This is a genomic window from Nocardia miyunensis NBRC 108239, assembly GCF_001613065.1.
Taxonomy (GTDB): domain Bacteria; phylum Actinomycetota; class Actinomycetes; order Mycobacteriales; family Mycobacteriaceae; genus Nocardia; species Nocardia miyunensis.
In genome coordinates, this window is record NZ_BDBQ01000014.1 from 1 (window position 1) to 13,637 (window position 13,637).

At 68.5% G+C, this 13,637-nt stretch carries 14 protein-coding genes and 1 pseudogene; 8 read left to right on the forward strand and 7 right to left on the reverse strand.

What is annotated here, in order from left to right; all coding sequences use genetic code 11:
- The 3 genes from NM2_RS08070 to NM2_RS08080 form a co-directional block, all read left to right on the forward strand.
- Positions 1-498 (forward strand): AIR synthase-related protein (locus tag NM2_RS08070; protein WP_245717902.1); only part of this gene is annotated, 498 nt, incomplete at its 5' end.
- Between the two features lie 42 nt (positions 499-540).
- Positions 541-1,389, forward strand: coding sequence for a carbon-nitrogen hydrolase family protein (locus NM2_RS08075; RefSeq protein WP_067666218.1), 849 nt, complete (start codon positions 541-543; stop codon positions 1,387-1,389).
- 31 nt (positions 1,390-1,420) lie between these two features.
- Positions 1,421-2,554, forward strand: a complete 1,134-nt coding sequence (locus tag NM2_RS08080; RefSeq protein ID WP_067666220.1) for an MSMEG_0565 family glycosyltransferase — start codon at positions 1,421-1,423, stop codon at positions 2,552-2,554.
- Between the two features lie 79 nt (positions 2,555-2,633).
- Here NM2_RS08080 and NM2_RS08085 read toward each other — a convergent pair whose 3' ends face one another.
- From NM2_RS08085 to NM2_RS52525, 4 genes are all read right to left on the reverse strand, one after another.
- Positions 2,634-4,301 (reverse strand): substrate-binding domain-containing protein, encoded by a 1,668-nt coding sequence (locus NM2_RS08085; protein ID WP_067666221.1) that lies wholly within the window; start codon positions 4,299-4,301, stop codon positions 2,634-2,636.
- Between the two features lie 113 nt (positions 4,302-4,414).
- Entirely contained in the window at positions 4,415-4,675 is a 261-nt protein-coding gene (locus NM2_RS08090) for a WhiB family transcriptional regulator (protein ID WP_067666222.1), read from the reverse strand.
- A gap of 25 nt (positions 4,676-4,700) precedes the next feature.
- Complete coding sequence (locus NM2_RS08095) at positions 4,701-5,267, reverse strand: HNH endonuclease (protein ID WP_067666389.1); 567 nt, start codon at positions 5,265-5,267, stop codon at positions 4,701-4,703.
- A 60-nt stretch (positions 5,268-5,327) separates the two neighbouring features.
- Complete coding sequence (locus tag NM2_RS52525) at positions 5,328-5,450, reverse strand: hypothetical protein (RefSeq protein WP_281182418.1); 123 nt, start codon at positions 5,448-5,450, stop codon at positions 5,328-5,330.
- A gap of 459 nt (positions 5,451-5,909) precedes the next feature.
- Between NM2_RS52525 and NM2_RS08100 the strand changes: the two genes are divergently transcribed.
- The 4 genes from NM2_RS08100 to NM2_RS51430 all read left to right on the forward strand — a co-directional run bounded on the left by NM2_RS08100 (position 5,910) and on the right by NM2_RS51430 (position 9,270).
- The gene (locus NM2_RS08100) at positions 5,910-7,202 is read left to right on the forward strand and encodes a lipase family protein (protein WP_245717903.1); all 1,293 of its coding nucleotides are present in this window, start codon (positions 5,910-5,912) and stop codon (positions 7,200-7,202) included.
- A 267-nt stretch (positions 7,203-7,469) separates the two neighbouring features.
- Positions 7,470-8,669, forward strand: coding sequence for an inorganic phosphate transporter (locus tag NM2_RS08105; protein ID WP_067666223.1), 1,200 nt, complete (start codon positions 7,470-7,472; stop codon positions 8,667-8,669).
- Between the two features lie 11 nt (positions 8,670-8,680).
- A complete protein-coding gene (locus tag NM2_RS08110) occupies positions 8,681-8,974 on the forward strand; it encodes a hypothetical protein (protein WP_067666225.1) in 294 nt (97 codons plus the stop codon).
- A 125-nt stretch (positions 8,975-9,099) separates the two neighbouring features.
- A complete protein-coding gene (locus NM2_RS51430; RefSeq protein ID WP_245717904.1) occupies positions 9,100-9,270 on the forward strand; it encodes a DUF3349 domain-containing protein in 171 nt (56 codons plus the stop codon).
- Between the two features lie 182 nt (positions 9,271-9,452).
- Here the strand turns inward: NM2_RS51430 and NM2_RS08120 are convergent, their stop codons facing one another.
- Together NM2_RS08120 and NM2_RS52920 are read right to left on the reverse strand one after the other, a co-directional pair.
- Complete coding sequence (locus tag NM2_RS08120) at positions 9,453-10,172, reverse strand: LysR substrate-binding domain-containing protein (RefSeq protein ID WP_218025875.1); 720 nt, start codon at positions 10,170-10,172, stop codon at positions 9,453-9,455.
- 73 nt (positions 10,173-10,245) lie between these two features.
- Positions 10,246-10,395: pseudogene (locus tag NM2_RS52920) on the reverse strand (LysR family transcriptional regulator); the annotation flags it as partial.
- Positions 10,396-10,448: 53 nt separating this feature from the next.
- Between NM2_RS52920 and NM2_RS08125 the strand changes: the two are divergent.
- Positions 10,449-11,297, forward strand: coding sequence for an SDR family NAD(P)-dependent oxidoreductase (locus tag NM2_RS08125; RefSeq protein ID WP_067666228.1), 849 nt, complete (start codon positions 10,449-10,451; stop codon positions 11,295-11,297).
- 97 nt (positions 11,298-11,394) lie between these two features.
- On the opposite strand, the gene NM2_RS08130 is transcribed toward NM2_RS08125, so the two are convergent.
- The gene (locus NM2_RS08130) at positions 11,395-13,578 is read right to left on the reverse strand and encodes a malate synthase G (protein ID WP_067666229.1); all 2,184 of its coding nucleotides are present in this window, start codon (positions 13,576-13,578) and stop codon (positions 11,395-11,397) included.
- Between the last annotated feature and the right edge of the window lie 59 nt (positions 13,579-13,637).

Here is a 13,637-nt window from a genome sequence, read left to right on the forward strand (position 1 = left end):
GGCGCCACCTCGACGCCGGTGCGCGCGGGCGGCGGCGCGATCGGGGACCGGGTCTCGGTGATCGCCGATCTCGGCGGCGACTGGCGGCCCGGATACCGAGATCGACAGTGGGACAGCACGAGCCGGCGTGGCGGGACCGAGCTGCGAGGTATGGCGGAGGTGATCGCCCGGCTACGTCCGGCCGCGGCGAAGGACGTCAGCATGGCGGGCCTGGCCGGGACACTGGGAATGCTCGCCGAAGCCTCCGGTACCGGGGCCGAACTGGACGTCGCGGCGATACCGCGGCCCGCCGGAGCCTCGATGGGGGCGTGGCTGGGCTGTTTCCCGGGCTTCGCCATGGTCGTCGCCGATCCCGAACCGGTGCATACGGTCCCGGCCCCGCTCACCGCGGCACCGTGCGGGCGTTTGACGGCCGAGCCGGGTGTCAGGTTGCGTTGGCCGGACGGAACGATCACGGTGGCGGTCGGCTCCGGCGTGACCGGTCTCGGGACCGCCTGACACACAGCCGGGCAATCGACGCGGCCGGATAGGGAGTGCGGAATGACGATGGTGACACTGGGCGCGGTCGCGGGCCATTTCGGCCGTGACCTGGAACGCGGACTGGACAAGGCGCTCGGGCTGATCGACGCGGCGGTGCGCGACGGCGTCGACCTGCTGGTCTTCCCCGACGCGGCGCTCGGCGGGTACATCGGCGATCTGCGCAGTCCGTCACCGGACGATCTGCCCCCGGCGCTCGATCCGAACGGCCCCCAGATCGCCGCGCTGATCGCGGCGGCCGGTCCGGTCACGGTGTGCATCGGATATGCCGAAGCGGCCGGTGACCTGCGGTACAACACCGCGATCTGCCTGTGTGGCGACGGCGTCCTCGGTACGCATCGCAAGGTTCACCAGCCCGCCGGTGAACATCTGGCCTATGCGGCGGGTGACACGTTCGGCGCGTTCGACACCCCCGTCGGCCGGCTCGGGATGCTGATCGACTACGACAAGACCTTCCCGGAGTCCGCGCGGTCCCTGGCTCTGGACGGCGCTACCGTCATCGCGGCGCTGTCGGCGTGGCCGGCCAGCGTCACCGATCGCGCGGCCCGGCTGCCCGCCGATCGTCAATCCCGGCTGTTCGACCTGTACGACTGCGCACGAGCCGCGGAGAACCAGGTCTTCGTGGTGTCCTCGAATCAGACCGGGGTGCAGGGCGAGCTGAGGTTCCTCGGTCAGGCGAAGGTCGTCGGACCGGGCGGGGACACGCTCGCCACCACCAGATCCAAGGGCGGGCTGGCTGTGGCCACCGTCGACGTGGAGGCCGAGATCGCCCGGGCCCGCCGGGTGCTCGATCACCTCGCGGAGCGCCGGGCCGACACTTATCTGATCGAATTACCCTCCCGTACAAGATGATTCACTGTTCCGAGCGCACCGGAGGCGTGCCGTGCGAGTGGCCCTGCTGACCTATTCCACCAAACCGCGCGGCGGTGTGGTGCACACCCTGAACCTGGCCGAGGCGCTGACCGATCTCGGTGTCCAGGTGACAGTCTGGTCGCTGGCGCGCGGCGGTGACGAGGGGTTCTTCCGGACGGTCGACGGCCGGGTGCGGCTGCGGCTGGTGCCGTTCGCGGACGTGCCGGATGAACCGGTCGCGGACCGGATCGTCCGGTCCATCGAGGCGCTGCGGGACAATTTCTCCGCCGCCGAGTACGACGTGGTGCACGCCCAGGACTGCATCAGCGCGAACGCGGTCGGCCCGTGCGTGCGCACCATTCACCATCTCGACCACTTCACCACCCCGGTGCTCGCGCAGTGCCACGAGCGGGCGATCCGCACGCCGTACGCGCGGATCTGCGTCTCCCGGGCGGTTGCCGAAGAGGTCAGGGCCGGATGGGGTTTCGCGCCGACGGTGATTCCGAACGGGGTGCGGGCCGAGCGGTTCGCGGCGGCCGCGGCATCGACGCCGCGGGCTGCCGCGGACCGGCAGCGGTGGCGAGATCGACTGGGCCCCTACATCCTCGCCGTCGGCGGGATCGAACCGCGCAAGGGCAGTATCGATCTGCTCGAGGCATACCGGCTGCTGCGCCGACGGCGACCCGACCTGTCCCTGGTCTTCGCGGGCGGTGAGACCCTGTTCGACTACCGCGACTATCGCGCCGAATTCGAGCGCCGCCGTGCCGAATTCGGACTCGAACCGATCGTGCTCGGCTCCGTCCCCGACGACGACCTGCCCGCGCTGGTCGCCGCCTGCGACGTGTTCGCCTTCCCGTCCGTGCGGGAAGGGTTCGGCCTCGCCGCGATGGAGGCGCTCGCGGCTCGCCGTCCCGTGGTCGCGCGCGATCTACCCGTCCTGCGTGAGGTGTTCGGCGACACCGTCGGCTATGCCGCGGACGTCGCCGATCTCGCGGATCGGCTGGCGGACGCCCTGGCCGCCGATTCGGCCCGTGCCGCAACCGGTTTCGCGCTCGCGGCAGCCCACACCTGGGATGCCGCGGCCCGTGCGCATCTCGACTTCTACCGCTCGCACTCGCTGTCCGCGCCTTCCGAGACCACAGCCGCGCCCGATCGCCGGAGGTGACCGGCACGCCCGGAAGGCAACTCGGTACTCACCGTCGTCCGTCCGGGAGCCGCCTCGCACCGAACGGTTGTGGGCGTGGTCAGGGCGTGGTCAGGGCCTTGTTGACGGCCGTCCCGAAGGCCAGATCGTCGGAGGTGGTGACCTTCGTGTAGGTGCCGCCGGTCTTCTGGGCGACGGTTTGCAGGGTCGACGCGCCTTGGCCGCCGATCACGATGACGTCGACCCGGACGTGGTGGGAGGTGTCGGCGGTGAGGTCGGAGATCAGCTGCTGGCTGGTGACCGAGGAATTGTCGTTGGGGCCGCCGGTGATCAGCAGGACGGAATTGGTTCGGCCCGTGGCGAATCCGCTCACCGCGCTCTTGTACGCCGCCTCCAGCGCAGGGTAGGTCTGGTCCGACTGGGAGCCGGTGGCCGAGATATTGCCCAGTGCCTGAGCCAGTTCGGAGCGATGCTGATCGGTCAGCGGCCCGGTCTTGGAGACGATCCGATAGGGATTGCCGCCGGTTCCACCGGCGTAGGTCCACACGCCGACGCCGAAGTCGGCGGGCATGGTGTCGAGGGTGGACTCCACGGCTCCGATGGTGTTGTTCAGCCGCGTCATCGTGCCGTCGTTGGTGGCCATCGACGCCGAGGTGTCGATCAGTACGGTCGATTGCACGCCGAGCACCGGGTTGGCCAGCACCGAATGAACCTGGTCGAGAACGGATTTGGCCGGAACCTGCGCGGGTTGCGGTGGCGCGGAGCCGAATCCGGCGGCGGTGAACAGCTGCTGCTGCGCCGGGGCGCGCAGATAGTCGGCGAACATCCCGGCGACCACCTGTTGCGTCTGATCCACCCACGAACCGGTCAGCAATGCGGCCGGGAAGTCGGCGACCGGTGCGGAGCCGCTGGGGCGGTATTCGGCAAGGCCGCCATTGGATTTGAGTTGCTGCTCGGTAACCGCAACGGCGTGGATGGGTGCGGCGGCGACATTGTTCGCGGAGGTGGCCACGGTGTTCATCGCACTCGCGACGTCGGCGGACTGCGGTGCGCCCTGGGCCAGGCGGGAGATCGCCGAGATCACCTGCCCGGAATGCGCGGAATCGTCGGTCAGCGGATCCGAACCCGACAACGCCGCCCCGACTGCGGTGGCCGCGGCGAGCGAGCCGTCCCCGCCCGGGAGGGCCATCTTCAGCCCGCCCCAGCTGCCCAGGCCGAGTTTGCTCATCGAGCCCTGCTGCAATGTGGGTAGATCGGACCAGGCGGTCTTGGCGGTGGCGAGGGCCTGACGCAGCTGATCCGGGACGGCCAGCACGATGGGGCTCACCGCGACAGGTTCCGGTGTGCCCTCGATCACACCCGGGATGCGCATGGATTGCACCGAGCGCGAGGAGTCCGGAATCCACAGCGCGGGCGGCGCGCCGAGTTTGGTGTCCCAGGACTTGGCGGTGAATCCGGTGACCATGGCCGCGGAGGGCTGCGTGTTCACCGCGATGGTGACGCAGTGGTCGCGAACGTGGGGTTTGGTGGCGTTGAACCGGTCGGCGGCGCTGCGCACCGGCGCGGCGACGGCCGGATCGACGGTTACGGCCAGGGTTGCGGGGCCCTCGACGCATTCGGCGGCGGCATTGCGATTCTGGTCCGCGGAGTGGCGGCCCAGCCAGAACCAGCCGACGACGGCGACCGCGAATAACAGCACCGCTACCACGGAAATAACCAAACCTTTGCTGATGCCTCGTGATCCGCCGATGCTGCGATGTGTACCCACGCCGCTCAGTGTATGAGCACGCGATATCCGCCGCTCAGCGCGCCCGAACGTGATCGAGGCGGGTAGTGGCGCAGGTCACAGCCCCGGCATCGCACGATGCCGGGGCGGGCCGGTCACTCCCGGATCAGGCGGCCGCGATCGTACTCGTGACCACCCCAAACACCGGTCTGGCCGGTGCGGGTGGCGAAGTCGCCGCAGGCGCGCCGGATCGGGCACCCGGCGCAGATGCCGCGCGCGTACGCGAAATCCTGCGACGGGTACGGGAACCACGCGTCGTGGTTCGGATCACCCCGGCAGGCTGCGGCCTGCCAGTCCTTGGCGTCCGAGAGCGGGAACAGGTCGATCAGGGTCGACTCCCGCACTGCGTTGGTCATAGCGGAACTCCTCGTGTGCGCTGTGTCATGTGGTGGTGGTCGTCGTCGGGTGGGTCGTCGCCAGGCTCTTCCAGATCTGCCGCTGGGCGCGGACCATGTCGCGGGGAGCCCTGGGTTCCCACAGCAGCCGCATGCCCGCCTCGGCGGGCGTGCGATCGGCCTTGCGGGTGTTGCAGTCCGAGCACGCGGCGACCAGGTTGGACCAGGTGTTCGGGCCACCCCGGCTGCGCGGGAGGATGTGGTCGACGGTCCGGGCCCATCCCGCGCAATACCCGCACCGGTGCTCATCACGCCGCAGCACGCCCACGAGAGTGGCGCGGCTCTCGTCGTGCACCAGCGCCCGGCGCTCGAGATAGATGTAGCGACGCAGCCGAATCGTTTCCGGCAGTGCGATTTCCACGTGCTGCGAGCGGATCGGGAAGTGCGGCGCACGTTCGACGACGGTCTCCGCGGCCTCGCTGATCAGCAGGACCACGGCGCGGTCGGCGCCGATCTCGGTGAGCGCCTCGTACGAGGCGTTGAGCACCAGCACTTCGGTGTGTATCCAATTGTCCGAATCGAGGGCCGCGGCGGCGGCACGGCGGAATGGCATGGGCGTCACCATGTTTCGTGAAAATGCGGATTTCGGATCGGGATCGGGGAGGGGCGGCGGTCAGGCCGCGACGGGGAGGCGGCCGAGCGCGAGACCCATGTGCGCATCGCGCGACGGGATATTCGACGATCGCGCCGGATGCACGCAGAACGACTGCGGTACAACGGTATTCATCGAAGACATCGGCCACCTCCTCTCCGTATTCGCCGAAAGTCGCGCCTCGGCCGTACAGGAGCCGAGGCGGTTGTTACATCGTCCTCATGGTGACACAGCGTTACCGGCGCTGTCGGGTCATTTTTCGCCCCCGCGACGGATACGTGCCGCCGAGTTCAACCGGTTCGGCTGCGGAAGTATTCCCGCACCGGTTTCCGGCTCCGATCCGGTCACGGTGTCGCTGAACCTCGGACTTCTCGCACCTGGGGAGCGATACGATCGGCTACATAATTCGCGGCGGTGGCACGGGGTTGGAAGCTGGTGCTACCGCCGTCGTTTCGGTACGCGTGGATTGCGTGGATTGTGGGGTGTCTCGTGTGGGCTCGGTGTGTCGTCGTTCTGGCCGTTGTCATTTCCTGCGGCGGTGTCGCCGCTGTCGCGCGGGCACAGCCGCCCGCGCCGAATCCTCCTGCGTTACCGTCGGTTCCGGTGCCGCACGGGATCGGTATAGCCGATCTGCAACAGTGGATCGATGCGGTGGTGCCGCGCCCGGACATCGCGGAGCCCGCGCCGGGTCCGAAGGCGTCCGCAGAGGCCCGCTCTCCCGGTCCCGCAACGGATCTGGCGCGTCTGCGCACCGCGGTGCTGCCCTCGGACATCGGCGATCCGATGTTCGATGCGCGGCCGCCGGGCCTGGCGAGCCTCGCGCCCGGTGACGTCGTGGAGACACGCGATGTCACCGCGACGGCGGCGCCGCTGCTGACGGCGCCGGTGCGCCGGGTGGTGCAGTTGAAATTCCGCACCACCGGCGCGCACGGTGAGCCGAGTTTCGCGACGGCCTCGCTGGTGCTGCCCGCCGCGGCGTGGACCGGGCCGGGCGATCGGCCGATGCTGGTGAACAATCTGGCGATCGATGGACTCGGGCGGCAATGTACGCCGAGTTACACTCTGGCGCACGGATATTCGGCCAACACCAACAGCGCGGACTTCTTCCCGCCGCTGACCCAGCTGGCCGTGCTGCGCGGATACGCGGTGCTGATCCCAGATCACGAGGGACCGGATATGGCCTACGCCGAACCCTATGTGGCCGGTCACGCGGTGCTGGACGCCATTCGCGGTGCGCGTGAGCTGCTTCCGGGTGAACTCGGCTCGAGCCGATTCGCGATGACGGGGTACTCCGGCGGCGCGATCGCGACGCGGGCCGCGGCGGTGCTGATGTCCGAGTACGCACCGGAATTGGCCGCATCGGCGGTCGGTGCTGCGGTCGGTGGTGTGCCCGCCGACTACCGCATGCTCGCGACCACGATGAACGCCAACCTCGCCACCGGCGTCTTCATGGCGGCGGTATTCGGTATCGGGCGGGAACATCCGGAGGTCCTCGCCTCGATGAACAACCTCGCCCAGCAGGTGACGACCTCCTCGCTGAGGAACGTGTGCATGAACCTGATCGAGGTGCCGGGGGTGATCACTCCGCCGATCGATATCGCCGCCAACATCTCCGATCCGCTGCACAGTGCGATGGCGCAGAAGGTATTCGAGGCCACCGACGTCTCGGCGCGCAAATCGGCCATGCCCCTGCTGGTGTACAACGGCGCCCAGGATTTCTGGATTCCGGCCGCCGGAGCCCGGGAGCTGTACCACCAGCAGTGCGCCCTGGGTGCGACCGCGATCTACCGCGACGTTCCCGGTGAGCATTTCCTGGCGGGCGACACCGGCTGGCCGGGGTTGATCGCCTGGCTGGACCAGCGTCTGCAAGGAGTGCCCGCACCGGACGAATGCTGAACGCGTCGTGTGAATCTCGTGCCGGGCGCCCGGCAGACCGGCGCGCTCTGCCCGAGATCCGTTGGCGAAGCCGCGATCCCGGCGCGAACACATTGCCGAACACGAGGTGATGCGGATCTTCGGAAGGTGAACGCCGCACGTCACCTTGATATGTCACGTGACCTGTGGCCCCCCGCCGTATCACCGGAAGTGAATGTTCAGCTGAACGTCAGGTGAACAGCTTGTTGTGTGGTGGTCACGGGGGCTTGTCAGGATGAGACTGTTCAAGTGAGCGCAGAACTCATTGTCCTTCTCATAGTTATAGTTACGGCGTTGGCGTTCGATTTCACGAACGGCTTCCATGACACCGCGAATGCGATGGCGACCTCGATCGCCACGGGTGCGTTGGGTCCGCGTACGGCCGTGGCGATGTCCGGTGTGCTGAATTTGATCGGCGCCTTCCTCTCGGTGGAGGTCGCCAAAACGGTCTCCTCCGGTTTGCTACGAATCGACAACGTGCACGGTATGGCGTTGTTGCAGATTGTTTTCGCCGGTCTGGTCGGCGGCATCCTGTGGAATCTGATCACGTGGCTGTTCGGTATCCCGTCCAGCTCCACGCACGCGCTGTTCGGCGGGTTGATCGGTTCCGCGATGGCCGCCCTCGGCGTCAGCGGGGTGATCTGGACCGGCAACGAGAAAACCGGCCTGATCAACAAGGTCGTCGTACCGGCCGTCCTGGCACCCGTCGTCGCGGCGATCGTCGCCGGACTCGGGACCTATCTCGTCTACCGGCTGACCAGAGCCTCGGACGAGGCCAAGACGCGCAAGAGCTTCCGCATCGGCCAGATCGGCTCGGCCGCACTGGTCTCGCTGGCACACGGCACCAACGATGCGCAGAAGACCATGGGCGTCATCTTCATGGCCCTGGTCGCGCACGGCGTCTACACCAACAACGACGACATCCCGCTGTGGGTGAAGATCTGCTGTGCGCTGGCCATCGCGCTGGGCACCTACCTGGGCGGCTGGCGGATCATCCGCACCCTGGGCAAGGGTCTGGTGGAGATCGACGCACCGCAGGGTTTCGCGGCCGAGGCGTCCTCGGCGGCGATCATCCTCACCTCGGCGCAGTTCGGTCTGCCGCTGTCCACCACGCACGCCGCGACCGGCTCCATCCTGGGCACCGGCCTGGGTAAGCCGGGTGCGGAGGTGCGCTGGGGCGTGCTCGGCCGGATGGGCGTCGCGTGGATCATCACCCTGCCGCTGGCCGCTGTGGTCGGCGCGGTGTGCTGGGGTATCACCGATCTGGTGCCCGGCCTGGGCGGCGTGCTGATCGACCTGGTTATCCTGATCGCCGCGTCGGCCTACATCTACCTGCGTTCGCGCCGGAACAAGGTCGACACCAGCAACGTCAACGAGGACTGGGACGGTGGGCTCACCCCGCCGTCCGAAGTCGCCGCCCCGGCCGACAAGGCCACCACGGCCGCCTGAGGAGGGAACCGATGCATACTGTCAACGCCATTGCGACCTCGCTCGGCGAGGTGACGCTGATCGCGCTCATCCTCGGTGCGGGACTGCCGCTGATCTTCGCGATCGGGGTGCGGTTCTGGTCGATGGAGACCGCCACCGTGAACGGCGCGCCCGGCGGCGGGCGCAATACCGTCGCTCAGACTGTCGCGTACGTGTGCTTCGCGATCGTGCTGATCGCGGTGCTCCTCGGAATCCTCTACATCGCAAAGGATTTCATCAGCCACACCTTCGACATCCAGCTGTTCGGCGCAAAAAAGAAGAAGTGAGCGATTCCGGGCGAGCCGACTCGCCCGGAATCGAAGAGTCTGTCGTTCCGACCGGCCGGGGCACACCGCATTCGGTGTGCCCCGGCCGGAATCGTGACCAGACGAAGGCGTCCCCGGCCCGACAGGTGACCGACGCGCTCATCGAAGCGGGGGCGCTGCCCGCCGATCGGGTCGACGCCGGAGTCGTGATCACCGAGATCACCGACGAACTGCCCCGCGAATCCGATCTCGACCGCGTCCGCACATACCTGGTCGCCAACGGCTGGCCGATCGACGACGACTGGTCCGAGAGGTAACTCTCCCTTCGGGATCAGCTCGATTGCCCCGCTGGCCAGGGTATCCGGTTTCGCGGCGACGGCCCCTCCCAATCTGAGATAGGCGCCAAGTCGGTGACGTGGTCGAGGGGCGCGCGGTGTCGGTTCCGGGACGGTGCACGGGCCGTCTCATCGAACCCGTTGTGCGCCAACGTCTGCGCTGGCTAGAGCATCGCGTGGGTCTCGATCGCGGCGGTGCGCAGTGCGGCGGCGAGGCGGGCGGCGGGCTCGGGCAGGGGGTGGGGAAGGTGGGCGAGCAGGACGCGGCGTTGTTCGGCGGGGCCGCCGCGGACCGGCAGGATGCGCACACCGTCGGGGGCCGCGGAGGCCAGGGCGGTGGGCACGGTGGTGATGCCGCAACCCGCGGCGACCAGATGCAGTTTCGCCAGCCAGTCGCGGGCGGTGTGCGCGATCGTGGGCCGTTCGTCCAGGCCGGGCCAGACGCCGAGTCCGCCGTCCGGCCCCGAGACCGAACCGGCGATCCACTGCTGACCATGTAGGTCGGCCACGTCGATGAACTCGCCCCGGGCGAGTGGGTGACCGGCTGGCACGGCGATGCAGAGGTCGCGTTCGGCGAGCGTTCGCATGCGCAGCGCCGGGGTTTCGGTGTCCGGCGGGCGAAATGGCGGGACCGAAGCCAAGAGGGCGAGATCCACTGTGCCCGCGCGCAATGCGCGCGCCAAGGCCGGGGTGCTGCCCTCGCGCGTGATCACCGCGATGGACGGATGGGTGCGGCGCAGCGCGGCCAGCGCCCTGGGGATCAGCACGGCCCCGGCGCTGGTGAACCAGCCCAGCCGCACCGTTGCGGGCTCGTCGGGTAGACCGGCGAGTTCCCTTGCGGTGGTGTCGATCTGGTCGATCACCAGGGCGGCGCGGCGCAGCACGATCCGCCCGGCGGGGGGTCAGGCGTACGCCGTCGTGGTGGCGTTCGAGCAGTTGCGTGCCCGCCGCGCGTTCCAGTGCGGCGATCTGGCGGGAGACCGCCGATTGGGTGTAGCCGAGTGCGGCGGCCGCGGCGGTGAGCGTGCCCCGCTCGGCCACCTGCCGGAACACGCGCAGCGCGACGAGCGAAGCGTCGGAGAATGCCATGACATTTACGCATACCATGGTTGAGTTTTTCTCGCTGGTGACATGTCGGACCGATGCCTAGCGTGAGTGTCATGACATCGAAGATCGCTCTGGTCACCGGCGCTACCCAGGGGCTGGGGCTGGCCCTCGTCGAGGGCCTGGCCCAGCGCCTGACCCCGGCGGACACCGTCTACCTCACCGGCCGTGACATCGACCGGGTCAACCAGGCCGTCGCCGCCCTGCCCGGCGGCGGGGCCCGGGTTCGCGGCGAAATTCTCGACGTGGCCCGGCCCGAGGCCGTCGACCGACTCGCCGCGCAGCTGGCGGACCGGCACGGCGGGGTGGACATCGTGTTCAACAACGCGGTCATGCGGGTCGGCCCCGACGACGACCCGCGTGCGATCGTGCACGCCTACACCGAGGTCAACAATTTCGGCACCACCCGGGTGCTGCGGGCCTTCGCTCCGCTGCTGCGGGACGACGGCAGGCTGATCGTGGTGGCCAGTGCGCTGGGCACCCTGCACCACCTCGCACCCGTCCTGCACGACCGGTTCGCGCGACCGCGGACACTGGCGGAGGTCGACGAGCAGGTCGCAGCGTGGCGCGATGCGGTCGCCGACGGCAGCGCCCGAGCCGGGGCCTGGCCCGGTTTCGTCAACATCCCGTCCAAGATCGGTCAGGTCGCCGCCGTTCGCGCACTCGCACATCAGCGTCGCGAGCAGGATCTCGGCCGCGGCATCCTGCTCGCCGCCGTCTGCCCCGGCATGATGAACACCCCGACCTCCGCCCTGTGGTGGGACGTGAGCGATGCCCCCACCCCGGCCCAGGCCGCGGGCGCACTACTGGACCTCGCATTCGACCCGGCCGACCCGGAGCATTACGGCCAACTCGTGCGCTACGGCGAGGTTCTGCCCTGGACACCCGAACCTACGGCGGTATGACCCCGCAAACCAACGATCCCCCGGCCGAACGACGTTCGGCCAGGGGACCGGCGGGGTTGTGCCCCTGTTGGGGCTGGATCGGTGCCCGTTTCGAGACTCAGCCCTTGGCGGCCAGCGCCTTGGCCTCGCGACGACGACGGTGCAGGATCGGCTCGGTGTAGCCGTTGGGCTGGTCGCAGCCGGACAGGATGAGCTCCTTCGCGGCCTGGAAGGCGACGCTGGCGGCGAAGTCCGGAGCCATCGGCCGGTAGCTCGCGTCCCCGGCGTTCTGCCGGTCCACCACGGGAGCCATCCGCTCCAGGCTGGCCACGACCTGATCGGCGGAGACGATGCCGTGCCGCAGCCAGTTCGCCATCAGCTGGCTCGAAATACGCAGGGTCGCACGGTCTTCCATCAGCGCGACATCGTTGATGTCCGGCACCTTCGAGCAGCCGACGCCCTGATCGATCCAGCGGACCACGTAGCCGAGGATGGACTGGGAGTTGTTGTCCAGCTCGTTGGCGATCTCCTCGGCGGACCAGTTCGGGTTCGCGGACAGCGGGATCTCCAGGATCTGATCGACGGTGGCGCGCGCGCCGCCGCGGGCGATCTCGGCCTGCCGCTTGAACACGTCCACCTGGTGGTAGTGGGTGGCGTGCAGGGTGGCCGCGGTCGGGGAGGGCACCCAGGCGGTGGTCGCGCCCGAACGCGGGTGGCCGATCTTCTGCTCGAGCATGTCGTGCATCAGATCCGGCATCGCCCACATGCCCTTGCCGATCTGGGCCTTGTGCGGCAGCGCGGTGGTCAGGCCGACATCGACGTTCTGGTCCTCGTAGGAGGCGATCCACTGCTGCTTCTTCATATCGGCCTTGCGGACCATCGGCCCGGCCACCATGGAGGTGTGGATCTCGTCGCCGGTGCGGTCCAGGAATCCGGTGTTGATGAAGACCACGCGGTCGCGGGCGGCATCGATACACGCCTTGAGGTTCACCGTGGTGCGGCGCTCCTCGTCCATGATGCCGACCTTGAGGGTGTTGGCGGGCAGGCCCAGCACACCCTCGACGCGGGCGAACAGCTCGTTGGTGAAGGCCACCTCGTCCGGGCCGTGCATCTTCGGCTTGACGATGTAGACCGACCCGGTGCGCGAGTTGGTGAGCTTGACATCGGCGCGCAGGCTGTGAAGCGCGGTCAGGGAGGTGAACAGCGCGTCCAGGATGCCCTCGGGCACCTCGTCGCCGTTGGCGTCCAGGATCGCGTCGCTGGTCATCAGGTGACCGACGTTGCGCACGAACAGCAGCGAACGCCCGTGCAGCACAACGTCCGTTCCGTCCAGGCCGGTGTAGACCCGGTCGGGGTTCATGGTGCGGGTGAAGGTCTTGCCGCCCTTGGTGACCTCTTCGGCCAGGTCGCCCTTCATCAGGCCCAGCCAGTTGGTGTAGCCGAGCACCTTGTCCTCGGCGTCGACCGCGGCGACCGAATCCTCGAAGTCCATGATCGTGGTGACCGCGGACTCGAGCACGACGTCCTTGACCCCGGCGCTGTCGGTGCTGCCGATCGGGGAGGACGGGTCGATCTGGATATCGATGTGCAAACCGTTGTGGCGCAACAGGATCGAGCTCGGCGCTGCCGGATCGCCCAGGTAGCCGACGAGGGCCGACGCGTCGGCCAGGCCGATGTCGGTGCCGTCCTCGAGGGTCACCTCGAGTTCACCGTCGACGATCTTGTACGCCTTGGAGCCGATGTGCGAGCCGGTGATCAGCGGCACCGCGTCGTCGAGGAAGTTGCGGGCCCACTCGATGACCTTGTCGCCGCGAACCCTGTTGTAGCCGGCGCCCTTCTCCGCGCCGCCGGTCTCGGGGATGGCATCGGTGCCGTACAGCGCGTCGTAGAGCGAACCCCAGCGGGCGTTGGCGGCGTTGATCGCGAAGCGCGCGTTCATCACCGGCACCACCAGCTGCGGGCCCGCGGTGGTGGCGATCTCGTCGTCCACGTTCTGGGTGCCGATGGCGAAGTCGGCGGGTTCGGGACGCAGGTAGCCGATCTCGGTCAGGAACTGCTTGTAGGCGGTCTTGTCGTACCCGGCGCCGGGGTTCTCGGCGTGCCAGGCGTCGAGCTTGCCCTGGATCTCGTCGCGTTCGGCCAGCAGGGCACGGTTGCGCGGGGCGAGGTCGTTGATGACCTGCTCGGCACCGGTCCAGAACGCGGCGGAATCTACGCCGGTGCCGGGGAGCGCCTCGTTCTGCACGAAGTCGTGCAGAACACTTGCCACCTGAAGCCCGCCGATCTGAATCCGCTCTGTCATCTACTGCCTCATTTCGAGAAAGCCGGATGGAAAAAGTACGACCGTCATGTTACTCGGCG

Excerpts from the sequence above, each read along its gene's own strand:
- NM2_RS08075 (WP_067666218.1), top strand. The coding sequence starts at position 541 with ATGACGATGGTGACACTGGGCGCGGTCGCGGGCCATTTCGGCCGTGAC.
- NM2_RS08090 (WP_067666222.1), bottom strand. The coding sequence starts at position 4,675 with ATGACCAACGCAGTGCGGGAGTCGACCCTGATCGACCTGTTCCCGCTC.
- NM2_RS08095 (WP_067666389.1), bottom strand. The coding sequence starts at position 5,267 with ATGCCATTCCGCCGTGCCGCCGCCGCGGCCCTCGATTCGGACAATTGG.
- NM2_RS52525 (WP_281182418.1), bottom strand. The coding sequence starts at position 5,450 with ATGTCTTCGATGAATACCGTTGTACCGCAGTCGTTCTGCGTGCATCCG.
- NM2_RS08110 (WP_067666225.1), top strand. The coding sequence starts at position 8,681 with ATGCATACTGTCAACGCCATTGCGACCTCGCTCGGCGAGGTGACGCTG.
- NM2_RS08125 (WP_067666228.1), top strand. The coding sequence starts at position 10,449 with ATGACATCGAAGATCGCTCTGGTCACCGGCGCTACCCAGGGGCTGGGG.
- NM2_RS08130 (WP_067666229.1), bottom strand. The coding sequence starts at position 13,578 with ATGACAGAGCGGATTCAGATCGGCGGGCTTCAGGTGGCAAGTGTTCTG.